Annotated in this window: 24 protein-coding genes and 1 pseudogene; 18 read left to right on the top strand and 7 right to left on the bottom strand. The window is 70.9% G+C overall.

Annotation, left to right across the window (positions count from 1 at the left end):
• The first annotated feature begins 110 nt into the window (after positions 1-110).
• From ald to ACZ7OO_RS15180, 9 genes are all read left to right on the top strand, one after another.
• Complete coding sequence (ald, locus tag ACZ7OO_RS15140; RefSeq protein WP_471504971.1) at positions 111-1,235, top strand: alanine dehydrogenase; 1,125 nt, start codon at positions 111-113, stop codon at positions 1,233-1,235.
• Between the two features lie 412 nt (positions 1,236-1,647).
• A complete protein-coding gene (locus tag ACZ7OO_RS15145) occupies positions 1,648-2,775 on the top strand; it encodes a ParA family protein (protein ID WP_352220173.1) in 1,128 nt (375 codons plus the stop codon).
• The gene (locus ACZ7OO_RS15150) at positions 2,760-3,392 is read left to right on the top strand and encodes a hypothetical protein (RefSeq protein ID WP_471504974.1); all 633 of its coding nucleotides are present in this window, start codon (positions 2,760-2,762) and stop codon (positions 3,390-3,392) included. The genes ACZ7OO_RS15145 and ACZ7OO_RS15150 overlap by 16 nt, the downstream gene beginning before the upstream one ends.
• A gap of 18 nt (positions 3,393-3,410) precedes the next feature.
• Positions 3,411-4,490: a segregation and condensation protein A gene (locus ACZ7OO_RS15155; RefSeq protein WP_471504976.1), complete on the top strand. Its 1,080-nt coding sequence runs from the start codon at positions 3,411-3,413 to the stop codon at positions 4,488-4,490.
• Positions 4,487-5,140, top strand: a complete 654-nt coding sequence (gene scpB / locus ACZ7OO_RS15160; RefSeq protein WP_471504978.1) for an SMC-Scp complex subunit ScpB — start codon at positions 4,487-4,489, stop codon at positions 5,138-5,140. Before ACZ7OO_RS15155 ends, scpB begins: the two co-directional genes overlap by 4 nt.
• Positions 5,140-6,261: a pseudouridine synthase gene (locus ACZ7OO_RS15165; protein WP_471504980.1), complete on the top strand. Its 1,122-nt coding sequence runs from the start codon at positions 5,140-5,142 to the stop codon at positions 6,259-6,261. The genes scpB and ACZ7OO_RS15165 overlap by 1 nt, the downstream gene beginning before the upstream one ends.
• Before the next feature lie 180 nt (positions 6,262-6,441).
• On the top strand, positions 6,442-7,161 hold the full coding sequence (locus ACZ7OO_RS15170) for an NUDIX hydrolase (protein WP_471505551.1): 720 nt from the start codon (positions 6,442-6,444) through the stop codon (positions 7,159-7,161).
• A complete protein-coding gene (locus ACZ7OO_RS15175) occupies positions 7,158-8,180 on the top strand; it encodes an ADP-ribosylglycohydrolase family protein (protein WP_471504982.1) in 1,023 nt (340 codons plus the stop codon). The genes ACZ7OO_RS15170 and ACZ7OO_RS15175 overlap by 4 nt, the downstream gene beginning before the upstream one ends.
• A 4-nt stretch (positions 8,181-8,184) precedes the next feature.
• Positions 8,185-8,943 carry a nucleotidyltransferase domain-containing protein gene (locus tag ACZ7OO_RS15180; RefSeq protein WP_471504983.1) on the top strand — a complete coding sequence of 253 codons (759 nt, stop codon included), beginning with the start codon at positions 8,185-8,187 and terminating at the stop codon, positions 8,941-8,943.
• On the opposite strand, the gene ACZ7OO_RS15185 is transcribed toward ACZ7OO_RS15180, so the two are convergent.
• The 3 genes and pseudogenes from ACZ7OO_RS15185 to ACZ7OO_RS15195 all read right to left on the bottom strand — a co-directional run.
• Positions 8,869-9,612: a nucleotidyltransferase domain-containing protein gene (locus tag ACZ7OO_RS15185; protein WP_471504985.1), complete on the bottom strand. Its 744-nt coding sequence runs from the start codon at positions 9,610-9,612 to the stop codon at positions 8,869-8,871. The two genes, ACZ7OO_RS15180 and ACZ7OO_RS15185, sit on opposite strands and share 75 nt — an antisense overlap.
• Before the next feature lie 22 nt (positions 9,613-9,634).
• Complete coding sequence (locus ACZ7OO_RS15190; RefSeq protein WP_471505552.1) at positions 9,635-10,138, bottom strand: Rieske (2Fe-2S) protein; 504 nt, start codon at positions 10,136-10,138, stop codon at positions 9,635-9,637.
• 81 nt (positions 10,139-10,219) lie between these two features.
• Positions 10,220-10,456 (bottom strand): annotated as a pseudogene (locus ACZ7OO_RS15195) (hypothetical protein); the annotation flags it as partial.
• On the opposite strand from ACZ7OO_RS15195, the gene ACZ7OO_RS15200 reads away from it, so the two are divergent.
• The 6 genes from ACZ7OO_RS15200 (at position 10,356) to der (ending at position 15,382) form a co-directional block, all read left to right on the top strand.
• Positions 10,356-10,853, top strand: a complete 498-nt coding sequence (locus ACZ7OO_RS15200; protein ID WP_471504986.1) for a YidB family protein — start codon at positions 10,356-10,358, stop codon at positions 10,851-10,853. The pseudogene ACZ7OO_RS15195 and the gene ACZ7OO_RS15200 sit on opposite strands and share 101 nt — an antisense overlap.
• 96 nt (positions 10,854-10,949) lie before the next feature.
• On the top strand, positions 10,950-11,312 hold the full coding sequence (gene aroH, locus ACZ7OO_RS15205; protein ID WP_471504988.1) for a chorismate mutase: 363 nt from the start codon (positions 10,950-10,952) through the stop codon (positions 11,310-11,312).
• Entirely contained in the window at positions 11,309-12,394 is a 1,086-nt protein-coding gene (locus tag ACZ7OO_RS15210) for a prephenate dehydrogenase (RefSeq protein WP_471504990.1), read from the top strand. The genes aroH and ACZ7OO_RS15210 overlap by 4 nt, the downstream gene beginning before the upstream one ends.
• A 94-nt stretch (positions 12,395-12,488) precedes the next feature.
• The gene (gene cmk / locus ACZ7OO_RS15215; protein ID WP_471504992.1) at positions 12,489-13,175 is read left to right on the top strand and encodes a (d)CMP kinase; all 687 of its coding nucleotides are present in this window, start codon (positions 12,489-12,491) and stop codon (positions 13,173-13,175) included.
• A 62-nt stretch (positions 13,176-13,237) separates the two neighbouring features.
• On the top strand, positions 13,238-13,825 hold the full coding sequence (locus ACZ7OO_RS15220; RefSeq protein WP_471505553.1) for a lysophospholipid acyltransferase family protein: 588 nt from the start codon (positions 13,238-13,240) through the stop codon (positions 13,823-13,825).
• Positions 13,826-13,903: 78 nt separating this feature from the next.
• Complete coding sequence (gene der / locus ACZ7OO_RS15225; protein WP_471504993.1) at positions 13,904-15,382, top strand: ribosome biogenesis GTPase Der; 1,479 nt, start codon at positions 13,904-13,906, stop codon at positions 15,380-15,382.
• Positions 15,383-15,434: 52 nt separating this feature from the next.
• Here der and ACZ7OO_RS15230 read toward each other — a convergent pair whose 3' ends face one another.
• Both ACZ7OO_RS15230 and ACZ7OO_RS15235 read right to left on the bottom strand, forming a co-directional pair.
• Entirely contained in the window at positions 15,435-15,842 is a 408-nt protein-coding gene (locus ACZ7OO_RS15230; RefSeq protein WP_471504995.1) for a hypothetical protein, read from the bottom strand.
• A 103-nt stretch (positions 15,843-15,945) separates the two neighbouring features.
• Positions 15,946-16,731 (bottom strand): hypothetical protein, encoded by a 786-nt coding sequence (locus ACZ7OO_RS15235; protein WP_471504996.1) that lies wholly within the window; start codon positions 16,729-16,731, stop codon positions 15,946-15,948.
• Between the two features lie 540 nt (positions 16,732-17,271).
• Between ACZ7OO_RS15235 and ACZ7OO_RS15240 the strand changes: the two genes are divergently transcribed.
• Entirely contained in the window at positions 17,272-17,967 is a 696-nt protein-coding gene (locus tag ACZ7OO_RS15240) for a transglycosylase family protein (RefSeq protein WP_471504998.1), read from the top strand.
• Between the two features lie 473 nt (positions 17,968-18,440).
• Positions 18,441-18,656, top strand: a complete 216-nt coding sequence (locus tag ACZ7OO_RS15245) for an I78 family peptidase inhibitor (RefSeq protein WP_471504999.1) — start codon at positions 18,441-18,443, stop codon at positions 18,654-18,656.
• Between the two features lie 108 nt (positions 18,657-18,764).
• On the opposite strand, the gene ACZ7OO_RS15250 is transcribed toward ACZ7OO_RS15245, so the two are convergent.
• A complete protein-coding gene (locus ACZ7OO_RS15250; RefSeq protein ID WP_471505001.1) occupies positions 18,765-19,799 on the bottom strand; it encodes a phosphatase PAP2 family protein in 1,035 nt (344 codons plus the stop codon).
• 238 nt (positions 19,800-20,037) lie between these two features.
• A complete protein-coding gene (locus ACZ7OO_RS15255; protein ID WP_471505002.1) occupies positions 20,038-21,369 on the bottom strand; it encodes a mannosyltransferase family protein in 1,332 nt (443 codons plus the stop codon).
• Between the two features lie 261 nt (positions 21,370-21,630).
• On the opposite strand from ACZ7OO_RS15255, the gene ACZ7OO_RS15260 reads away from it, so the two are divergent.
• Positions 21,631-23,238, top strand: a complete 1,608-nt coding sequence (locus ACZ7OO_RS15260) for an MFS transporter (RefSeq protein ID WP_471505004.1) — start codon at positions 21,631-21,633, stop codon at positions 23,236-23,238.
• Positions 23,239-23,377 lie beyond the last annotated feature (139 nt).

Consider the following 23,377-nt stretch of genomic DNA (forward strand, 5'->3'; position numbering starts at 1 on the left):
ACGCCTTCATTAAACTGGCTCTGCCGCCGGTTCTCCTGCGGTGTCTCCTGGTGTGTTCCTGCATGCCGGGTATGTGCAGCTATGCCCCCACACCCACTGAGCCAAGGACCGTGATCGACGTGAAGGTCGGCATCCCCCGCGAGGTCAAGAACAACGAGTTCCGGGTGGCCATCACCCCCGCCGGCGTGCACGAGCTGGTGCGCCACGGCCACCAGGTCGTCATCGAGCGCGGCGCCGGTGTCGGCTCGTCGATCCCGGACGACGAGTACATCGCCGCCGGAGCGCAGATCCTGGACACCGCCGACGAGGTGTGGGCCGCAGCCGACCTGCTGCTGAAGGTCAAGGAGCCCATCGCGGAGGAGTACCACCGCCTCCGCAAGGACCAGACCCTCTTCACCTACCTGCACCTGGCCGCGTCCAAGGAGTGCACCGACGCCCTCCTGGAGTCCGGCACCACGGCCATCGCCTACGAGACCGTCGAGCTCCCGAACCGCGCCCTGCCGCTGCTCGCCCCGATGTCCGAGGTCGCGGGCCGGCTGGGCCCCCAGGTCGGCGCCTACCACCTGATGCGCGCGGCCGGCGGCCGTGGCGTCCTGCCCGGCGGCGTGCCGGGTGTGCTGCCCGCCAAGGCCGTCGTCATCGGCGGCGGTGTCTCCGGCTGGAACGCCGTGCAGATCGCCATCGGTATGGGCTTCGACGTGACCCTGCTCGACCGCGACATCAACAAGCTGCGCGAGGCCGACAAGATCTTCGGCACCAAGGTCAAGGCCGTCATGTCCAACGCCTTCGAGCTGGAGAAGGCCTGTCTGGAGGCCGACCTCGTGATCGGCGCGGTGCTCATCCCGGGCGCCAAGGCCCCCAAGCTGGTCACCAACGAGCTGGTCTCCCGCATGAAGCCGGGAAGTGTTCTTGTCGACATCGCGATCGACCAGGGCGGCTGCTTCGAGGACTCCCGCCCCACCACGCACGCCGATCCGGCCTTCCGGGTCCACGAGTCGGTCTTCTACTGCGTCGCCAACATGCCCGGCGCGGTGCCCAACACCTCCACCTACGCGCTCACCAACGCCACGCTGCCGTACATCGTGTCGCTCGCGAACAACGGCTGGGTGGAGGCGCTGCGCCGCGACGCCGCGCTCGCCAGGGGCCTCAACACCCATGACGGCAAGGTTGTTTACCGCGAGGTCGCCGAGGCACACGGTCTGGAGCACGTGGAGCTCGACACGCTGCTGGACTGAGCCGTTCCGCCGAGGCGGTGACTAAGTCACCTTTTCGTAAAGGCGATACGTCAACAAGCCGCGTCAATCGCGCACACCCGGCCGGACCTTGCCCGACAAGGTCCGGCCGGATGTGTGTATGGTCACTTTGCGAAGCTCGGTCAACTCGCCTCGAACGTAACCCTTCGACCGATTCGCACACCGGTGAAACCTGCTGTGCGACGGCCGTACGCCCTTGACAGCGGGATGTTTCATTGCCGACACATCCGGCCGGGTCCGGCGGATTGTGTTGCTGCGGACGCCCGACACGCCATAGAGTCGCCGACTGTCGGCATGGTGCCACGCTGACCTGTCTAGAAGTTTCCTGGTCACCAAGGAGGTAAGACGACTTGTGAATGAGTCGACATTTTCTCCCGGGGGTGGTCAACCAGGAATGCCGGTGAGGGACCAGGGTCCCGCGGGGTTCGAGGCTGTCGGCTCCGTCGCGGTGCGCACCTTCGCAGCCCATCAGAGTTCGCTGACCACGCGGACAGCACACCAGAGCATGGATGGCCATCACGTGAACGCCATGGCCGGCGACGGAAGTGGCGCGCCCCACAGCCAGTTCGCCGACTACGACGAACTGCCCGACGGGCACTTCTACGACCCCGACGCCGAGTACGAGCCCGATCCGGAGTACGCGGCCACGCTCGCGCCGGACGCGGCCCGCCAGCGCCGCGAGCGCATCGGCCCGACCGGTCGCCCGCTGCCGTACTTCCCGATCCCGGGCCCGCTGACCGACCACGGCCCCGCGAAGATCATCGCGATGTGCAACCAGAAGGGCGGCGTCGGCAAGACGACGTCGACCATCAACCTGGGTGCCGCGCTCGCGGAGTACGGCCGGCGTGTGCTGCTCGTGGACTTCGACCCGCAGGGCGCGCTGTCGGTCGGTCTCGGTGTCAACCCGATGGAGCTCGACCTCACCGTCTACAACCTGCTCATGGAGCGGGGCATGTCGGCGGACGAGGTGCTCCTCAAGACGGCGGTCCCGAACATGGACCTGCTGCCCTCCAACATCGACCTGTCGGCCGCCGAGGTCCAGCTGGTCTCCGAGGTCGCCCGAGAGTCGACGCTGCAGCGCGCCCTGAAGCCGCTGCTGCCCGACTACGACTACGTCGTGATCGACTGTCAGCCCTCGCTCGGCCTGCTCACGGTCAACGCGCTGACGGCCGCTCACAAGGTGATCGTGCCGCTGGAGTGCGAGTTCTTCGCCCTGCGTGGTGTCGCCCTGCTGACCGAGACCATCGAGAAGGTCCAGGAGCGGCTCAACCCGGAACTGGAGCTCGACGGCATCCTCGCCACCATGTACGACTCCCGCACCGTGCACAGCCGTGAGGTGCTCGCGCGTGTCGTCGAGGCCTTCGACGACCACGTCTACCACACGGTCATCGGCCGCACGGTCCGCTTCCCGGAGACCACGGTCGCCGGTGAGCCGATCACCACGTACGCCTCCAACTCCGTCGGTGCCGCCGCATATCGCCAGCTCGCCAGGGAGGTGCTCGCCCGGTGTCACGCCGAGTGAGTCTGCCGGGGGCCGACGAACTGTTCCGCACGACCGGGGGGATGGCGCTGCAGCCGTCCACTCCCAGGCGCCCGGCCAACGGCGAGGCCCGGGTGCCGGCTCCCGCGAGTCCCGCGGAGAGCGACGACACGGCGGCCGAGGCCGCCGACGACGCGCCGCACTCGGTGCCCGTGCAGGGCGGCGACGGCGAGGGCGCGGAGCACGTGGCGGCGGAGGCCGAGCCGGCCGACGCCGGGGAGTCCCGCAACCACGCCTCGGCGCCGTCCGGGTCCTCGGCCACGACTACGGTCACGCCGTCAGTCAACCGGTCCGGGCGGCAGCAGGCGGCGCAGGAAGGTTCTGGCGCTTCCGCCGAGCAGGCCCAGCCCCGCAAGCGCGGCAGCCGGGCGGCCGCGCGGCGGCCCAGCGGCCGTGAACGGCACGACGAGAAGATCACCGTCTATGTCTCCGCCGAGGAGCTGATGGACCTGGAGCACGCCCGTCTGGTGCTCCGCGGCGAACACGGACTGGCCGTCGACCGGGGCCGGATCGTCCGCGAGGCGGTCGCCGTGGTGCTGGCCGACCTGGAGTCCCGAGGGGACGCGAGCATCCTCGTACGACGGCTGCGCGGGCGGTAGAGGTAGCCTGCGGGGGCCATGACCTCGACCGACGCTCCCGCTTCCGGCCCCTCCGGCGGCCGTCGGCGTGCGCTGGGACGGGGGCCGGGCGGGGCGGCTCCGGCCGTTCCCGTGGAGCCGGAACCCGAGTTCGAGGCCGAGGCCGTCGTACCGGAGCCGAAACTGACGCCGGAACCCGAGTTCGAGGCCGAAGCCGTCGTACAGACGCCGGAACCCGAGCCCGAGCCGGAGGCCGCTCCGGCCGAGGCCGGCGAAGCTCCTGCCGAGGTCACGGAGCGGGAACCCGTCCCCGACGGTGTCTTCAAGGTCCGGCTCGCCAACTTCGAGGGTCCCTTCGACCTCCTCCTCCAGCTGATCTCCAAGCACAAGCTGGACGTCACCGAGGTCGCGCTCTCCAAGGTCACCGACGAGTTCATGGCGCACATCCGGGCCATGGGGCCGGACTGGGACCTGGACCAGACGACCGAGTTCCTCGTCGTCGCCGCCACCCTGCTCGACCTCAAGGCCGCCCGGCTGCTGCCCGCCGCCGAGGTCGAGGACGAGGCCGACCTGGCCCTCCTCGAGGCCCGGGACCTCCTGTTCGCGCGGCTGCTGCAGTACCGCGCGTACAAACAGATCGCCGACATCTTCAACCGGCGCCTGGACGACGAGGCCCGCCGCTGGCCCCGTACCGTCGGCCTGGAGCCGCATCTGGCCGAGCTGCTGCCCGAGGTCGTCATCAGCATCGGACCGGAAGGGTTCGCCAAGCTCGCGGTCAAGGCGATGCAGCCCAAGCCCAGGCCGCAGGTCTACGTCGACCACATCCACGCCCCGCTGGTCAGCGTGCAGGAACAGGCCGGGATCGTGGTGGCGCGGCTGCGGGAGCTGGGCGAGGTCAGCTTCCAGGCGCTCATCGAGGACACCGACGACACCCTCACCGTCGTCGCCCGTTTCCTGGCCCTGCTCGAGCTGTACCGCGAGAAGGCCGTCGCCCTGGACCAGGAGACCGCGCTCGGCGATCTGATCGTGCGGTGGACCGGCGGGGACGGTGAGACCCAGCCGATGGTGACCGACGAGTTCGACCGGCCGCCCGAGCCGCCCAAGGAGGACAAGGCGTGAGCGAGGACACCACACAGCTGCCGGCCGGGCTGCGCCCGGTCGCCGAACTCGACCTCAAGCCGGCCCTGGAGGCGGTCCTCATGGTGGTGGACGAGCCCGCCACCGTCGAGCACCTCGCCAAGATCCTTGAGCGGCCGAAGCAGACGATCACGAAGGCGCTGCGGGCACTGGCGGAGGAGTACACCGTCCAGGGCCGCGGCTTCGAGCTGCGCTTCGTCGCGGGCGGCTGGCGCTTCTACACCCGAGGCGAGTACGCGCCCGCCGTCGAACGGCTGGTCCTGGAGGGCCAGACCGCCCGGCTCACCCAGGCCGCGCTGGAGACCCTCGCGGTCGTCGCGTACCGCCAGCCGGTGAGCCGCAGCCGCGTCTCAGTCGTACGAGGAGTCAACTGCGACGGTGTGATGCGCACCCTGCTCCAGCGCGGTCTGGTCGAGGAGGCGGGCGCGGAACCCGAAACAGGTGCGATCCTGTACAGGACGACGAACTACTTCCTGGAGCGGATGGGCCTGCGTGGCCTGGACGAGCTTCCGGAACTCGCGCCCTTCCTCCCGGAGGCGGAGGCGATCGAGGCCGAGACCCAGGAGGGCGTGCCGTCGTTCGATCCGGACGCTCCGGATTCCGAGGACGCAGACGACAAGACGGAACTTTGATGCGAAGCAGCAGCGGCAGGAACAGCAGCGGAAACAACGGCGGGAGCCGTGGTGGCAACAGCGGCGGCCGCGGCGGGAGCAGTGGTGGCCGCGGTGGTTACCGCGGTGCCGGGAACGCCCGCGACGACAAGCAGGGCGGCCGGCCGAAGAAGCCGCGCCCGGAGGAGCGGCGCTACGACGTGGGCCCCGGCGCCACCCAGGACGGCCCGAAGTCCGGGCGCGGCGCCTCGGCGCGCGGCGGCGCCAAGGGCGGCCCCCGGCAGAGCCAGGGCACCGGGCGCGGCCGCACGGCTCCGGCGAGCTCCCGTGAGTACGACGCCCGGGCCGAGGAGCGCAACCGCGAGCGGTACGCCGGCAAGCCGGACGTGAAGCTCCCCAAGACCTTCCCGGGCGCCGAGCAGGAGGGCGAGCGGCTGCAGAAGGTCCTCGCCCGCGCGGGCTTCGGCTCCCGGCGCGCCTGCGAGGAGCTGATCGAGCAGTCCCGGGTGGAGGTCAACGGCGAGATCGTGACCGAGCAGGGCAAGCGGGTCGACCCGGAGAAGGACGAGGTCAGGGTCGACGGGCTGACCGTCGCCACACAGTCCTACCAGTTCTTCTCGCTGAACAAGCCGGCCGGTGTGGTGTCCACCATGGAGGACCCCGACGGGCGGCAGTGCCTCGGTGACTACGTCACCAACCGGGAGACCCGGCTCTTCCACGTGGGGCGCCTGGACACCGAGACCGAGGGCGTCATCCTGCTCACCAACCACGGAGAGCTGGCGCACCGGCTGACCCACCCCAAGTACGGGGTGAAGAAGACCTACCTCGCGCACATCGTGGGCCCGATCCCGCGCGACCTCGGCAAGCAGCTCAAGGACGGCATCCAGCTGGAGGACGGCTACGCGCGCGCCGACCACTTCCGGGTCGTCGAGCAGACCGGCAAGAACTACCTCGTCGAGGTCACCCTGCACGAGGGCCGCAAGCACATCGTGCGGCGCATGCTGGCCGAGGCGGGCTTCCCGGTGGACAAGCTGGTGCGGGTCGCCTTCGGGCCGATCACCCTGGGCGACCAGAAGTCGGGCTGGCTGCGCCGCCTGTCCAACACCGAGGTCGGGATGCTCATGCAGGAAGTCGACCTCTAAACCCCCGTAGAGGGGCTTGCGCGGCTTTCTGACGGCCGGTTCCGGGTAGCCCGGAACCGGCCGTCGCCGTATCCGCGAACAGGGCTCCAGCGGCCACTGAGGGCTTGCGCGGTGATCGACGGTTCTTTATAGTCGCTAGGACTATTAGTGGGATCGACTTCTGAGGGGGTGGACGGGCGCGTGCAGGGCTACGACAAGTACGCCTACGAACCCTTCGCCGTCACCGTCGACCTCGCCGTCCTCACCCTCCGCGCGGGTGCTCTGCACGTGCTGCTCGTCGAGCGCGGACAGGAACCCCACGCCGGACAGTGGGCGCTGCCGGGTGGCTTCCTGCTGCCCCGGGAGTCGGCCGAGACGGCGGCTCGGCGGGAACTCGCCGAGGAGACCGGACTGTCGGACGTGTCGGGGCTGCACCTGGAGCAGCTGCGCACCTACAGCGAGCCGGACCGCGACCCGCGGATGCGGGTCGTCTCCGTCGCCTTCACCGCACTGCTGCCCGACGCGCCCGAGCCGCACGGCGGCGGCGACGCGGCCCAGGCGCGCTGGCTGCCGTACGCCGCGGGCCGGCCGCTCGCGTTCGACCACGACCGGATCCTGGCCGACGCCCATGACCGCGTCGGCGCGAAGCTGGAGTACAGCTGCCTGGCCACCGCCTTCTGCCCGTCCGAGTTCACGCTCGGCGAGCTGCAGAACGTCTACGAGACCGTGTGGGGCGTAGAGCTGGACCGCCCCAACTTCCGCCGCAAGGTGCTCGCCACGCCCGGGTTCGTCGAACCGGTCCCCGGCGCCGCCCGGCTGACCGGCGGCCGTGGCAAGCCCGCCGCGCTCTACCGCGCGGGCACCGCCACCACGCTGCATCCACCCCTGCTCCGCCCGTCCCGGGAAGGACGCCCCGCATGACCTCGACCCACGCGTACAAGCGCGCCGCCAGCGGCTCTCTGACAGGTCTCGCCCTCGGGGACGCGCTCGGCTTTCCGACCGAGTTCAACGACGTGCCCTCCATTCTCGCCAAGTACGGGCCGTGGCGGGAGATGGCGCTGCCGAAGCCGGCCGTCGTCTCCGACGACACGCAGATGACGCTCGCGGTCGGGCACGGGTTGCGCACCGCCATGGACCGGGGAGTACTCGCGCCCAAGCGGCTGGAGCGGCCGTTGCGGGAGGAGTTCGTGAACTGGTACCAGTCGCCCGAGAACAACCGGGCGCCCGGACGGACTTGCCTGCGGGCCTGCAATCTTCTGAAGGAGGAGGGGCGCATCTGGCAGGACGCCAGCCAGATCGACTCCAAGGGGTGCGGGGCCAACATGCGGGTCGCGCCGGTCGGGCTCGCGCCCGGGCTGAGCGACGAACAGCGGGCCGGTGCCGCCCAGTTGCAGGCGGCCCTCACTCATGGTCACCCCACCGCCCTGGCCGCCTCCGACCTCACCGCGCGTGCCGTAAGGCTGCTGGCGACGGGGACCGAACCGGCCGGTCTGGTCGGGCAGTTGCGGTCGTACGCCCTCGACAACCGCACCCATTACCACCACACCTGGCTGGGCGACCTGTGGACCCGGAGCCAGGAGGCGACCCCGGAGGAGTTCATCGCGCGCGGCTGGGACGAGTGCCTGGCGGTCCTCGACCGCCTCCGGGAGGCCGTGCGGACCGCCTCCCCGGAGACCGACCCGTGCCTGGCCACCGGCGCCGGCTGGATCGCCGAGGAGGCCCTGGCCACCGGTCTGCTGTGCTTCCTGCTCTTCCCCGACGAGCCGGTGACGGCCCTGCGCCGGGCCGCCTGCTCCTCCGGCGACTCGGACTCGATCGCCTGCCTGACCGGGGCCTTCGCGGGGGCCTGGCTGGGCGCGGACGCCTGGCCGGCGGAGTGGGCCGACCGGATCGAGTACCAGGGCGACCTGCTGACGCTCGGCGCGCTCTGGGACGCTTGACCACATGATCGGCGACCTGGACCCGGACCTCGACCTGGCACCCGTCGTCGCGGAGCAGCCCCATCCCCTGCTGTTCGCGACCGTCTCCGGGGCGCATCTGTACGGCTTCCCGTCCCGGGACTCCGACGTGGACCTGCGGGGAGCCCATCTGCTGCCCGCGGCCGACCTGGTCGGGCTGCGCGAGCCGGAGGAGACCCGCTCACGGATGTGGGTCCGCGACGGCGTCGAGATGGACCTCGTCACCCACGACCTGCGCAAGTTCGTCCGGCTGATGCTGCGCCGCAACGGCTATGTGCTGGAGCAGCTCCTGTCGCCGCTGGTCGCGCACACCAGCGACACCCATCGGGAGCTGGTCGCCCTCGCCCCGGACGTCCTCACCAGCCACCACGCGCACCACTACCGGGGATTCGGCATCACCCAGTGGCGGCTGTTCGAGAAGACCGGGGAACTCAAGCCGCTGCTCTACACGTTCCGGGCGCTGCTGACCGGGATCCATCTGATGCGCAGCGGCGAGGTGCAGGCCCATCTGCCCACGCTCCTGGACGAGGTGACCGCGGCCCCCGCCTACCTGCCCGAGCTGATCGCCGCCAAGGCCGCGCACGAGCACGGCGGCGCCGATGTCGAGCACGCGCGCGTGCAGGCCGACGTGGAGCGGCTGCACGAGCTGCTCGACGCGGCGCAGAACGCGTCAGCGCTGCCCGACGCGCCCTGGGCCCACGACGCCCTGCACGACCTCCTGGTCCGGGTACGGCTGCAGGGCTGAGGCGCGGCGGACCCGGAGCAGGAAGTCCGCCACGCGCGCGTGGCCCGGCTCCGCCGGGAGCGGGGTGCCGGGCAGCGCCCGCTCGGTCTCCTCGGCGAGCCGGGCCATCCGGGACTCGACCTCCGCCCAGGGGAGCTCGCCCCGCTTCACCGCCAGGAGCGATTCGCGCGCGTCACCGACGTCGATCGTCAGCTCACCCGTGCGCAGCAGGTCGCGGGCGCTCGTCAGCAGCCGCAGCAAATGCATCGCGTGCTTCCAGCGCGGGGCGCCGTGGGTGCGGACGTCGGCGTCTAGCTTGCGGCGCTGGCCGAGGGCGTAGCGGGTGAAGGTGCCGTACGCCTGCCGGGAGAGGAAGGCGCCCCGCAGGTCGCGCAGCTCGCGGCCCGTGTCGTCGATGTGCTCGACCAGGGGCGAGTGCAGGCACTCCAGGATGTTCGGGTTGGCCCGCAGCGCCAGCTCGCAGAACCGCTCCAGCTCCCAGGAGAACCGTTCCTCTCCGGGGCCCTCCACATGTGTCGGCGGCTTTTCGAAGCGCCAGAAGAGGGGCGTGGGGGCGAGGAACACGCCCCGGCGGTCGGTGTCGCTGTCCCGCGTGGCCAGACCGAAGGCCCTCGACCCCATGACACAGGCATAGATCGTGTGGTCGCGTACCAGGTCCTCGGGCTGCATGCCCAGGAGCGTACGCGGCCGGTCACGTCAGGGTGATCGAGTTTCCGTTCACCGTGATGGACTCGGCCGGCAGCGGCCTCGTCGCCGGGCCGTGGGCGACCGAGCCGTCGGCGATGTGGTACTTGCTGCCGTGGCAGGGGCAGTCGATGGTGCCGTCCGCCACCTGGTTCACCGTGCAGCCCTGGTGGGTGCAGATCGCCGAGAAGGCCTTGAACTCGCCCTTCTTCGGCTGGGTCACCACGATCTTCTGGTCCTTGAAGACCATGCCGCCGCCCTCCGGGATGTCACTGGTCTGGGCCAGTGCCTTCCCTGCGGACGCGCTCGCCGATCCGGAGGAGGACGCTCCGGCGGAAGCCGACGCTGAGGCGGGTGTGGAGGCGGTTGCCGAGCCCGACGCCGAGGCGGCGGGTGACTCGGAGGAGCTGGAGGAGCTGCTTCCGTTTTTGTTGCTGCATCCCGCACAGCACACGGCGAGCGCCGACGCGCCCGTCGTGAGCACTGTGCGCCGGGTGGATCCGTCGGTCATGTCGTCACTCCGAACGTGCGGAAGAACCAGAAGGCGGACGCCAGGGATTCGCTCCGAGCGGAGCAGCAGCATCTTGGCACTGAAAACGCCGAAGAAGAAGCAACTCGGGATAGAGCGCCACAAAAGCCTTGTTTCGTAAGTCCGATAGCTCAACACGACGTCTGGACGACGCGGCACCGGCGTTTCATGACGGGCCGCCCCCGAGTAGCGGGACGCGGTGATTCGGACGACATTGACCAGGGGTCCGCGGGCGTCCGCTGACGCCCCCTCGAAGCCTTTGAAAGGCACGACCATGGCAGGCAACGATCTCGACAGCATGCTCGGCAGCCTGCTCGGCGGCGACGGGAAGGATGCCGGACTGCTGTTCGCGCTGATCGGCGCGCTCAGCCAGGGCCAGGGCGGCGGTTCGCTGGACGGCCTCCTGGACACCCTGGCCAGGTCCGGTCTCACCACACAGAAGGACTCCCGGGTCGGCACCGGCACCAACCAGCCCGTCACCGGCGACCAGATCCAGCAGGCCCCGCCCGACGACACCCTCCAGCAGGCCCCGCCCGACGACACCCTCCAGCAGGTCGCCGAGCAGGCCGGCGTGAGCCCGCGGAAGGCGGCGGACCGGATCGCCCGGGAACTGCCCGAGGCCGTCGACGGTCTCACCGCCGAGGGCGAGGTGCCGCGGGCCTCGACCGAGGACCTGGTCCGGCAGGAGTCCCGGTGAGCCGCGTCTCAGCGGGCGGGCACCGCAAACGGGCCCCGCGGCGGTCTGACTAGGCTGGACGGACCAAGACGCCGACGTCAGAACAGGAGCAGCGCCGTGGCGGTACGAGCGGTCCGGGGGGCGGTCCAACTGGAGCGGGACGAGGCCGGGCACATGGACGAGCAGGTCGGAGCGCTGCTCACCGCCGTCCTGGAGCGGAACGGGCTGACCGCCGACGACCTGATCAGCATCTGGTTCACTGCCACACCCGACCTGCGCAGCGACTTCCCGGCAGCCGCGGCGCGCAAGCTCGGCATCGTCGACGTACCCCTGATCTGCGCCCAGGAGCTGAACATCGAGGGCGCCATGCCCCGGGTCGTACGGATACTGGCGCACATCGAGTCCGACCGGTCCCGCACCGAGATCAACCATGTCTACCTCGGCGCCGCGGCCGCCCTGCGCAAGGACATCGCCCAGTGAGAACCGCGCTCGTCATCGGTACCGGTCTCATCGGTACGTCCGCCGCGCTCGCCCTCTCCCGGCGGGGCGTCGTCGTCCACCTCGCCGACCACGACCCCGAGCAGGCCCGTACGGCGGCCGCGCTCGGCGCCGGCACCGACGAGACCCCGGACGGTCCCGTCGACCTGGCGATCGTCGCCGCCCCGCCCGCGCATGTGGCCGCGGTCCTCGCCGACGCGATGAGCAGGGGCGTGGCCCGCGGCTACGCCGACGTGGCCAGCGTCAAGGGCGGCCCGCGCCGTGAGCTGGAGGCGCGGGGCCTGGACCTGACGTCGTACATCGGGACGCACCCCATGTCCGGCCGGGAGAAGTCCGGGCCGCTGGCGGCCACCGCCGATCTCTTCGAGGGCCGCCCCTGGGTGCTCACCCCCACCCGGGACACCGACACCGAGGTTCTGAACCTCGTCCTGGAGCTGGTCTCGCACTGCCGTGCCGTCCCGGTCGTCATGGACGCCGACGCCCACGACCGCGCGGTCGCCCTGGTCTCCCACATGCCCCACCTGGTCTCCAGCATGGTCGCGGCCCGTCTGGAGCATGCCGAGGAGGCGGCCGTACGACTGTGCGGGCAGGGCATCCGGGACGTGACCCGGATCGCCGCCTCCGACCCCCGGATGTGGATCGACATCCTCTCCGCGAACCCCGGCCCGGTCGCCGACCTGCTCGCGGACGTCTCCGCCGACCTCGACGAGACCGTGCGCGCGCTGCGGGCCCTTCAGTCCTCCGACGACGCCAAGCGGCTCGAGGGCGGCTCCGGCATCGAGGACCTGCTGAGGCGCGGCAACGCGGGACAGGTCCGGGTACCCGGCAAGCACGGGTCCGCGCCCCGCGCCTACGAGGTCGTGGCGGTGCTCATCGACGACCAGCCCGGCCAGCTGGCCCGGATCTTCGCGGATGCCGGCGCGGCCGGGGTCAACATCGAGGACGTCCGCATCGAGCACGCCACCGGACAGCAGGCCGGTCACGTGCAGATCTGGGTGGAGCCGAAGGCGGTGCCGGTGCTGACGTCCGCGCTGCGGGACCGCGGCTGGGCACTGCGGCAATAGGCTGAATCCGGCGGTCGCGGGGGCCGGTAACCTTGTGCGGGGCGCGATGGCCCCGCACACCACCCACCACCCTGCACCCGGAAGGTGTCCCCCCGTGGAAAACGGCGCCGTAAAGCCCGTGATTGTCGCGATCGACGGCCCCTCGGGCACCGGCAAGTCGAGCACGTCCAAGGCCGTGGCCGCCAAGCTCGGCCTGAGCTACCTGGACACCGGCGCCCAGTACCGGGCGATCACCTGGTGGATGGTGAACAACGGCATCGACCTCACCGACCCGACCGCCATCGCCGCGGTCGCCGGCAAGCCGGAGATCGTCTCCGGGACCGATCCGGCCCACCCGACGATCACCGTCGACGGCGTGGACGTCGCCGGCCCGATCCGCACCGAGGAGGTCACCTCCAAGGTCAGCGCGGTCAGCGCCGTACCGGAGGTCCGGACGCGGATCAGCGAGCTGCAGCGGTCGCTGGCCCACGGCACCGAGGCGGGCATCGTCGTCGAGGGCCGGGACATCGGCACGACCGTACTGCCCGACGCCGACCTGAAGATCTTCCTCACCGCCTCCGCCGAGGCCCGCGCGGCCCGGCGCAGCGGTGAACTCAAGGGCGTCGACGTCAACGCCACCCGCGAGGCCCTGATCAAGCGGGACGCGGCCGACTCCACCCGCAAGACCTCGCCGCTCGCCAAGGCGGACGACGCGGTCGAGGTGGACACCACCGAGCTGACGCTGACCCAGGTCATCGAGTGTGTGGTCACCCTCGTCGAGCAGAAGCGGGCGGGCAAGTGAGCCTTCCGTCGATTCCGTCGCAGCGGAGCGCCGAGGTGGGGCGGCGCATCGGTGTCGGCCTCATGTACGGGCTGTGGAAGCCGCGCGTGCTCGGTGCCTGGAGGATGCCGGCGCACGGCCCGGCGATCCTCGCCGTGAACCACTCCCACAACATCGACGGCCCGATGGTCATGGGCGTGTCGCCCCGGCCGACGCACTTCCTCATCAAGAAGGAGGCGTTCATCGGGCCGCTGGACCCGTTCCTGACCCGGATCGGCCAGCTGAAGGTGGACCGGCAGTCCACCGACCGCACGGCGGTCACCCGCGCGCTCGGCGTGCTGGCGGCCGGGGGAGTGCTCGGCATATTCCCCGAGGGCAGCCGGGGCGAGGGCGACTTCGCCTCGCTGCGCGCGGGCCTCGCCTACTTCGCGGTGCGCTCCGGGGCGCCGATCGTGCCGGTGGCCGTCCTGGGAAGCTCCGAGCGCCGCGGACGGTTGGTCAAGGGGCTGCCCCCACTGCGCGCCCGCGTCGACGTCGTCTTCGGCGACCCCTTCGAGGCGGCCGACGGCAGCGGCCGACGCACTCGAAGCGCCCTGGACCAGGCCACCGAGCGCATCCAGAAGCAGCTCACCAGCCACCTGGAAAACGCCAGGCGTCTGACCGGACGCTAGGCGACACTAAGTAGTGGATCAGCCCATAACGGATACTGGTCCACCGACCACCACGATGAACGACGAGGTACGGACTTCATGAGCGACCACATCCAGCCCGGCGACTCGGCTGAGCACGAGTACGACCACGGGGCGCTCGGCGACGCCGAGTACGCGGAGTTCATGGAGCTCGCCGCCGAAGAGGGCTTCGAGATCGAGGACGTCGAGGGTGCCATCGAGGCGGCGGGCCACGGCCCGCTGCCCGTGCTCGCCGTGGTCGGCCGCCCGAATGTCGGTAAGTCGACGCTGGTGAACCGCATCATCGGCCGCCGCGAGGCCGTCGTCGAGGACAAGCCCGGCGTCACCCGCGACCGTGTGACCTACGAGGCCGAGTGGGCCGGCCGCCGCTTCAAGGTCGTCGACACCGGCGGCTGGGAGCAGGACGTCCTCGGCATCGACGCCTCCGTCGCCGCGCAGGCCGAGTACGCGATCGAGGCGGCCGACGCGGTCGTCTTCGTCGTCGACGCGAAGGTCGGCGCGACCGACACCGACGAGGCGGTCGTACGACTGCTGCGCAAGGCCGGCAAGCCCGTCGTGCTGGCCGCCAACAAGGTCGACGGCCCCAGCGGCGAGGCCGACGCGGCCTACCTCTGGTCCCTCGGCCTCGGCGAGCCGCACCCGGTCTCGGCCCTGCACGGCCGCGGCACCGGCGACATGCTCGACGCCGTCCTGGAGGCGCTGCCGGAGGCGCCCGTGCAGACCTTCGGCACGGCGGTCGGCGGCCCGCGCCGGATCGCTCTCATCGGCCGCCCGAACGTCGGCAAGTCCTCGCTGCTGAACAAGGTGGCCGGGGAAGAGCGCGTGGTCGTCAACGAGATCGCCGGCACCACCCGCGACCCGGTCGACGAGCTGATCGAACTCGGCGGTATCACCTGGAAGTTCGTCGACACCGCCGGTATCCGCAAGCGTGTCCACCTCCAGCAGGGCGCCGACTACTACGCCTCGCTGCGCACCGCGGCCGCCGTCGAGAAGGCCGAGGTGGCGGTCATCCTGATCGACGCCTCCGAGTCCATCTCCGTGCAGGACCAGCGGATCGTCACCATGGCCGTCGAGGCGGGCCGGGCGATGGTCATCGCCTACAACAAGTGGGACACCCTCGACGAGGAGCGCCGCTACTACCTGGAGCGGGAGATCGAGACCGAGTTCGCCCAGGTCGCCTGGGCGCCCCGGGTCAATGTCTCCGCGCAGACCGGCCGGCACATGGAGAAGCTGGTCCCCGCCATCGAGACCGCCCTCGCCGGCTGGGAGACCCGCGTCCCCACCGGCCGCCTCAACGCCTTCCTCGGCGAGCTGGTCTCGGCCCACCCGCACCCGGTCCGGGGCGGCAAGCAGCCGCGCATCCTGTTCGGCACCCAGGCCGGCACCAAGCCCCCGCGGTTCGTCCTCTTCGCCTCCGGCTTCATCGAGGCGGGCTACCGGCGCTTCATCGAACGCCGGCTGCGCGAGGAGTTCGGCTTCGAGGGCACCCCGATCCATATCTCCGTACGGGTGCGCGAGAAGCGCGGCAAGAAGAAGTAGACGCACGCGGAGGGGCGGCCACCGTCATCGGTGGCCGCCCCTCCCGCATAGGTCACTGACCCCGGCGCGGCCCCGGCGGAAGCGCCGCCGGTACGGGGATCATCCCGGTGTCGGGGGAGCGCCCGAGCGTCCCGATCCGCTGCCACTGCGGCGGCTGCGGCGGTTCGCTGCCGTGCCGGGCGCTGTAGGCGCCCGCACTGTACGCGCTGTACGAGTTCCCCCCGTACGACCCCAGCCCGTAGGTGCCGGTGCTGAACGGGGTCGTCCCGAAGGCGACGAACCCCATCGACTCCTCCCCGCTGCGGTCGCCCGGCAGCGTACGGAAGCTCTTGACCCACTCCGCGTAGAGCGAGTCGTAGATCGGCGTGGCCGAGTGCCCGCCTGGGGCTTCCTGTCCCACCCGAGCGGACGGAACGGTGGCAAAGGACGGGCGCCGGGGCGAAAAGTCGTATGCGTGCACGTATGTCCAAACGACCGGACAGTTCAAGAGATGCGGCTCACCGACTTGCTTTAACAACGCGCACCCGCCGGCTCAGCGGAGCTCCCCGCTCCTTGGGCGCCCCTCAGACACCCGCAAGTGGAAGCGCTGCCGTCACCAGCTTCCCGTTCGCGGCGGCCTTGTCGAGCGCATCGCGCAGCAGATCCTCGCGAGGCTGCCGCCCGATCGACCCCACCGGCGCCGCGAACATCAGCACCTGCTGGTGCTTGTTGGCGGCCGCCCGCCATCCGTCGGTCACCTGCAGCGGCTGGTGCGCCTGCCACCAGGCCATCGGCTGCCCGCCGTTGCTTCCCGGCTGCAGCACCGCGTGCAACTGGCCCACCGCCAGCAGCACCGACCACCCGTGCAGCACCGGCGGTACCGCGGCCAGCTCCGTCACCGGCATGAAGCCCTGCTCGATGAGGAGCGGCAGGAAGTCGTCACCCACCCCGTCCGTGCCCGGCCGCACGATCGGCGAGGTCGGCTCGACGACGAGCGCGGGGTGAAGCTCCCCGGCGATCAGCACGAGTCCGCTGGTCACCCCGAGCACCGCCTGCTGGGGCAGGGACTTCTGCGGGCCGCCGCCGGGCGCGCTCTCACCGCTGATGGAGCGGACCGCGCCCTGCAACTGCTCCTCGGTGACCTGGACGACCTGCGAGGGCAGGCAGCCGGCGTGAGCGAAGGCGAGGACGGCGGTCTCGTCCCCGATGAACAGGACGGTGCTGGTGCGCTCCTGTTCGGAGTCGCCCGGGGTGCGGCAGGAGGTGCAGTCGTAACTGCCGGGGGCGTTGTCTCCGGCGAGCAGCCGGTCGGCTTCTTCGTCGCCGATCTCGGCGCGTACCTCGTCGCTGACGTCGAGCATGCGCGGCACGGTGGCTCCCTCGGGATGCGTGCGTGAAGGCCCGGGTGGATCCCGGTCCATGAGCCCCAGGGGGTTGCGGGCTCATGAAGAAGACAACGGGCGATCTGTGGTGGTGGTCACGCATCGGGGGGATCGGAATCCAACCATCCACTGCGCAGGGTCACTCGTGGTGCGGAATTCGGCACTCACCGTCAACTCTTCGCCAGCCAAAGGAATTTGACGCGGTGAAGTGAATCACAGATCCACCGATCACATGGTAGATAAATCATGAAATCAATGGATGTAGTGGGTGGCCTGAAATCGCCGCTACCTCCGGTAACGCCCAACTGGCCTGGTCCGACGCCTAGTTGGTTGATTTCGGGCGTTCCCGATCCCTAGATTCCTCCGCCGTGTGCAACGAGCACCGCTCGGGTACGTCCGCCGACCGGCACCAGGCAGAGCACCATCGCAGTACCGGCCGCGGCGGACGGGCGAGCGCGACGAACCGCGTCCATCGCGCGGGGACCGCGTCCCGCTTGGGGGAGCCCGGGTATGTGGAGAGGGAAATACATGTCCGAGTGTGCCGATACCACCCGTGAGACCGTCGCCAAGAACGGCTCCCGCAAGGGCCGTACGACGGCGGCCCTGGCCGGAGTGGCCCTGCTCGCCCCGCTGGGCCTGCTGGCCGCGACCGGCAACGCCGAGGCGGCGGACAACGGAGTGTGGGACCGTATCGCCCAGTGCGAGAGCGGCGGCAACTGGCACATCAACACCGGCAACGGCTACTACGGCGGACTCCAGTTCTCCGCCTCCACCTGGCGCGCGTACGGCGGCACCGCCTACGCGTCGACGGCCGACCAGGCCTCCAGGGAAGCTCAGATAGCCGTCGCCACCAAGGTTCAGAACGCCCAGGGCTGGGGCGCGTGGCCGGTCTGCTCCGGGCGGGCCGGCGCGACCGGTTCGGCGCCCGAGGGCGCCTCGGCGACCACGAAGAGCAGCACCGAGTCGGCCACCAGGTCGACCGGTGAGTCGGTCACCAGCTCGACCACCACCAAGTCGGCCCCCGCGGCGAAGAAGCCGCAGCGCCCGACGGCCCACACCGGCCGTGACTCCGCCCGGGGCGACTACACCGTCCGCGAGGGCGACACCCTGAGCGAGATCGCCGAGCGCCACGGCACCACCTGGCAGCGCCTGTACGCCGCCAACGAGGACGTCATCGGCGCCGACCCGAACCTCATCGTGCCCGGGCAGCGCCTCGCGCTCTGACGCGCGCCCCTGCCCCACCACCGTCACGCCCCGCCCGGTCCCGACCGGGTGGGGCCCGGTGCATTCTGAGGCTGATTCAGGCGGGTGTGCGGGGCTTCCGGTTCGCGCCGCATCACACTGCCGCAGGCCGGCCCCGGCCCGGGGTGTACGGGGGTTCTGTGTCGAAGCGGTGAATCTCTTATGCGGTGTCAGGTTCCCCGGCGGCCCGTGGATTCGGAATGGAATGGGCTCCCGTGCGCGTCCCTGGTCCTTACTTCCGATTCTTTCCGGCTGGCTTTTCGGAAGACCCTACCGGCATCAGAGAATTGCACTGGAATGCGCCAGGAAGGCGTACTGAACCGCTCGTACGTGTGACAGAGTTCGACCGAAACGCGTGTCGTGATTCTGTGACAGAAGCGTGACCGGAGACGGAAGGGGACTTCGCCGGCCGTTCTCGACTTCCGTCCCCGCCGGAAGCGGCCTAGCGTGGCCGCATGGCACCGAATCCGGCTCCGCCGAAGGAGCCCCAGGACAGCCCGCAAGGGTACGTAGGCCTCGACGCGCGCGACGCGGAACGGCTCGCCCGGCAGCGGGGGTGGCCGACGGTGCGGTCGCTGCCGCCGGGCGCGATCATCACCATGGAGTACCGGGTGGGACGGCTCAACTTCGAGGTGAGGGACGGCGTCGTGGCACGCGCCTGGAAGGGCTGACCGTACGACGGCGAAGGCCCCGGGTTCCCGCAGTGGGGAACCCGGGGCCTTCGGCGCGGGGGCCGGCTGTGCGTACCGGGCTCCTGCGCTGCCGCGTCCGTACGGCCGTCAGCCGCCCGTCAGCGGGCGGGCGGGCTGGGGGGCGCCGCCGCCGCGCGGCTGACGCTCGGGGTGCTGCGGGCGACGGCTGCCTGCCGGGGTCACCGGCGTGCGCTCCGAGCGGGCCGTGTGCGGGCCGGGTGCCAGATGGATCGGGGCCCGGGGCGAGCGGCCCGAGGAGACCGGCTCGCGCTCCGGTGCCGGGGCGTCGTCGGCGGGCGCCGTACGCGGCTTGAGCACCACCGGCGCGACCGGGACGGGCGTGGGAAGAGGGACCGTACCGCTGCGGCGGGCGCGCCAGCGGTCGCGCAGGTCGAAGAGCCAGGTCTCGGCACGGGCTATGAACGGCTCGCACCACGGCAGCGCCAGCAGGATCAGCAGCCCCGCGGCCCAGCCCAGCAACACGTCGCTCAGCCAGTGCGTACCGAGGTAGACGGTGGACATGCCGACGCCGAGCGAGGTGACCGCGGAGGCCGCGGAAAGCCAGCGGCGGGCTCTGGGAGTGGAGGCCAGATATGCCAGAATTCCCCAGGTCACCACCGCGTTGGCGGTGTGGCCGCTGGGGAATATATCGCCGCCGAGGCCCATCTCGTTGGAGCCGATCACGGTCGCGTAGTGCGGTCCGAGGCGCCCCATGCCGAGCTTGGCGGCGCCGACCGTGATGTTGAGCAGCAGCAGGGAGGCGCCGAGCGTCAGCAGCGGGCGCAGGGTGTGCTGCCGCCAGGAGCGCCAGCCCAGCCAGGCCGCGACCATCACGGCGGTCGGGCCGCGCTGTCCGAGGACCACGTAGTAATCGACGAACCAGTGGATTCCCGACCACTGCTGGTACGGCCGGAAGAACATGACCTGCCAGTCGAGCCGGACCAGCCAGGACGTGATCACGACGGCCCACACGATCGCCAGGTAGAAGGCGAGGGTCGCGGTGAACAACACGACCCGGTGCCGGCTCATCTTCGGCACATCAATGTGGGCCGGCCGTTCCGGCTCACGGTCCAGCCTGGCGAACACCCGGTCCAGACGGGTGAGGTTTCGTTCGGTACGCACCCAATCGACGTTACAGCGAGTGAGCTCTGTTCCCGGTCGAAACTGCGGCTTTGTGATGACGATGTGATGTGGGAAACCTCTCAGGAGGTTCCTGAATTCTAAGGATTCGGTAATAGGTGGCGCGCCTGCCCTTCAATTCCTTTGATCATGCCGGGCGACCGTTTTATGGCACTTATGAATTCGTTAACCAAGGCGTGGGGTGGAATTCTCCGACTGCTCACCCTGCCGACGGTGATGATCATGGTGGTCCGGAGCCGTTCAGCCAGAACGCGCCATACACCGCCGAGGCCACCGCCACCACTGCCGTGACCAGCACCGATCTGCTGGTGCGCGGCCGGGCGAGAGCCCGGGCGAGGGGCAGCAGCACCGGGAAGGCCGGCATCAGCAGGCGCGGCTTGGAGCCGAAGTAGCTCGACGCGCACAGCGCGAGCACGACGACGACACCCGTGTAGACCAGCAGGGGAAGCGGCTGCCGCTGGCGGATCCCGACCACGTAGAGCCACAACAGCAGGCCGACGCCGGCGATCAAACCCACTCCGGCCAGAGCGGACGGAAATGACGTGAACTTGTCGGCGACGAAGTGTGCGAACGCATAGCCGCCGTCGAAGCCGTTGCGCCAGCCCGCCTGGACGTCCAGATAGCCGAGCGGGCCCTTGCCGGTTCGGTGGCCGACCCACAGGACGTACGCGGCGGCCCCGGCGGGGGCGAGGAGCATACCGAGGACGCGGCGCCAGGGAGGTGCACCGGAGGCTGGTGCGCTGCTTGTGGTGCCAGTGGTGCGTGTCGTATGAGGGGCGCCTGTTGTGTGGGGTGCGCCGGTTGTTCGCGGAACGCGCCGGGTGCGAGCGGCGGTGGACGGCTCGGGGGCGCGTCCGTCGTCCCACGCGCCGTGTGCATGGTTCTCGCTACGGTCCCGCACGCCCCCGCTCCGATCCCGCACGAACGAGACCACCCCCGCCGTCCACACCGCCACCACCACGGCGAGCCCCACCGGCCGGGTCAGCCCCGCCAGCGCGGCCAGTACGCCCGCGGTCACCCAGCGACCGGTCAGCACGGCGTACAGCGACCATGCGGCCAGCGCCGTGAACAGCGACTCGCTGTACGCCATCGACTGCACGATCCCGACCGGCAGGACGGCCCACAGAAGCACCGCGCAGATGCCCACCCGGGGGCCGTACACCAAGTCGGCGACCGCGAAGATCCCCCAGGCCGCGGCGAGCGAGGCGAGCAGGCCGACTGTGAAGCCCGCACCGGCGTACGACAGGGGCGTGAGCGCGTGCAGCAGGCGCTCCAGCCAGGGCAGCAGCGGGAAGAAGGCCAGGTTGGAGTGGACGTCGCCGTTCGGCAGCCGCACCTCGTAGCCGTACCCCAGCTCGGCGACCCGCGTGTACCACAGCGAGTCCCAGCGCGCCGTCAACAAGGTGTACGCGCTCTTGCCGCGCGCCCCGCTCCACACGGCCAGCGCGAGCAGGCCGAGGGCGCGCACGCCCACGTACCCGAGCAGGGCCGGCGCCGCTCGGCGCAGGGCCGGGCCACCCGGTGCCGTCACGGGCGCTTCAAGATCGGTCACGGGCTCGATTATCGACGGGACGCGGAACGTCCGGGCGCGCCCGGACGTGGTGCACAGCGGGGTCAGTGGCGTACGCCACATGAGTTCTGTCGAGCGTGTGAGAGGTCCGCCACGTGCCCCCGGAACGAACTCGCGTACGCTGACGTGTCACTCGCGTTCGTATGCGCGGGCCGGGAGACCCCGCTCCTCTCCGGCCGTACGACGGGGAGTCCCCGCCCCGCCGATCCGCCGCGCGCGAGGGATCATCTGGGAGGTACGTACATGTCCGGGACGACCACGGCAGCCGTACGGCCGCGCCGTCGGGCGACCGGGGCCGGTGCCGGTGCCAACCGCTGGGTCGTCCTCGTCGTCCTCTGCGTCAGCCTGCTGCTGGTCGCCCTCGACGCGACCGTGCTGCATGTCGCGGTGCCGGCCGTCACCGAGGACCTCAAGCCCGGCGCCATGCAACTGCTCTGGATCGTCGACGTCTATCCGCTGGTCTGCGCCTCGCTGCTGATCCTCTTCGGCACGCTCGGCGACCGCGTGGGCCGGCGGCGCGTCCTGCTGCTCGGGTACGCCCTGTTCGGGGTCGCCTCCGCGGTGGCGGCCGTCGCACCCAGTGCCGAGGCATTGATCGGGGCCAGGGCGCTGCTCGGCGTCGGCGGAGCGATGATCATGCCGGCGACGCTTTCGATCCTCCGGCAGGTCTTCCCCGACCGCCGCGAACGGGCCCTCGCCATCGGCATCTGGAGCGCGGTGGCGGCGGTCGGCGCGGCCGTCGGGCCGCTGTTGGGCGGCTTCCTGCTCGAACGCTTCTGGTGGGGCTCGGTCTTCCTGGTCAACATCCCGCTGATGCTCGTCAGTCTGCCGGTGGGGCGGCTTCTCCTCCCCGAGTCCCGCGGCGACCGCAACGGCCCCTGGGACGTCGTGGGCGCCCTGATGGCGGCGGCCGGTCTGTTCGGCGTGGTGTTCGCCGTGAAGCGGCTGGGCGGCGGCGAGCCGGCGGCCAGTGTGCTCACGGTGGCCCCGCTTCTGCTGGGCGCACTGCTGCTGTTCCTCTTCGTGCGAAGGCAACGGCGGCGTGCGTTCCCGCTGGTGGACCTGAAGATGTTCGCTCGGCCGGCCTTCAGTACGGCGGTGGGCTGCATCGTTCTGGCGATGCTCGCGCTGGTGGGTCTCGAACTGATCGCCGCGCAGTATCTGCAACTGGTGCTGGGCCTCTCCCCTTTGCAGACGGGGCTACGACTGCTGCCGCTGACGCTCGCCGCGATGGCGGCCGGGCTGGCCGGGGCGCGGCTGCTGCGGCGCTTCGGGCCGCGCCGGATGGTGTGCTTCGGTTTCTGCCTGACCGCGGCGGCCGTGCTGACGCTGACGGCGATGGGCGGGGTGGACAACGCGGGTCTGCTGCTGTTCGGCTTCGTCCTGCTCGGCTTCGGCCTGGAGATCACGCTCTTCGGGGCGTACGAGTCGATGCTGAGCGAGGCGCCTGCGGCGCAGGCCGGCGGGGCGGCGGCGATCGGCGAGACCTCCTACCAGCTGGGGGCGGGCATCGGGATCGCGCTCCTCGGCAGTGTGATGAACGCGGCGTACGCGCCGGGGCTGTCCCGGGTGTCCGGCGTGCCGGAGTCGGCGTCCGCCGCGGCGGGGCATTCACTGGGCGAGGCCTACGAGGTCGCCGGACGGCTCGGCGGGCCGACGGGCGCGGCGTTGCGCCGGGCGGCGCGGGATTCCTTCGTGCACGGTTTGCATGTGACGTTGCTGGTGAGTGCGGGGCTGCTGTTGCTGGGGGCGGTGATGGCGCTGCGGTTGCCGCGGGCGATGCAGTGCGAGGAGGCACCGGTGGAGGTCCCGGCCCCGAGGGGCCCCCAGAGGTCCCGCGTCTCAGCGTGACCCGCCCGCCCTCCCACCCGTGCACCGCCCGTGTGGGCAGGTGGTGGGGGGCGTCGCTCGTGGGGTGGTGCCTAGGGCCTGTCTGACAATTCCCTTCTGCCTCGCGACGCCATGCACGCTCCCCCAGCCTTCGGCCGGG

This window comes from Streptomyces sp. NPDC111744 (assembly GCF_055634995.1).

Bases quoted from the DNA above. Each gene is read 5' to 3' on its own strand.
- ACZ7OO_RS15145 (WP_352220173.1), top strand. From the start codon at position 1,648: ATGCCGGTGAGGGACCAGGGTCCCGCGGGGTTCGAGGCTGTCGGCTCC.
- ACZ7OO_RS15155 (WP_471504976.1), top strand. From the start codon at position 3,411: ATGACCTCGACCGACGCTCCCGCTTCCGGCCCCTCCGGCGGCCGTCGG.
- ACZ7OO_RS15165 (WP_471504980.1), top strand. From the start codon at position 5,140: ATGCGAAGCAGCAGCGGCAGGAACAGCAGCGGAAACAACGGCGGGAGC.
- ACZ7OO_RS15175 (WP_471504982.1), top strand. From the start codon at position 7,158: ATGACCTCGACCCACGCGTACAAGCGCGCCGCCAGCGGCTCTCTGACA.
- ACZ7OO_RS15180 (WP_471504983.1), top strand. From the start codon at position 8,185: ATGATCGGCGACCTGGACCCGGACCTCGACCTGGCACCCGTCGTCGCG.
- ACZ7OO_RS15185 (WP_471504985.1), bottom strand. From the start codon at position 9,612: ATGCAGCCCGAGGACCTGGTACGCGACCACACGATCTATGCCTGTGTC.
- ACZ7OO_RS15190 (WP_471505552.1), bottom strand. From the start codon at position 10,138: ATGACCGACGGATCCACCCGGCGCACAGTGCTCACGACGGGCGCGTCG.
- ACZ7OO_RS15220 (WP_471505553.1), top strand. From the start codon at position 13,238: ATGTACGGGCTGTGGAAGCCGCGCGTGCTCGGTGCCTGGAGGATGCCG.
- der (WP_471504993.1), top strand. From the start codon at position 13,904: ATGAGCGACCACATCCAGCCCGGCGACTCGGCTGAGCACGAGTACGAC.
- ACZ7OO_RS15240 (WP_471504998.1), top strand. From the start codon at position 17,272: ATGTCCGAGTGTGCCGATACCACCCGTGAGACCGTCGCCAAGAACGGC.
- ACZ7OO_RS15245 (WP_471504999.1), top strand. From the start codon at position 18,441: ATGGCACCGAATCCGGCTCCGCCGAAGGAGCCCCAGGACAGCCCGCAA.
- ACZ7OO_RS15260 (WP_471505004.1), top strand. From the start codon at position 21,631: ATGTCCGGGACGACCACGGCAGCCGTACGGCCGCGCCGTCGGGCGACC.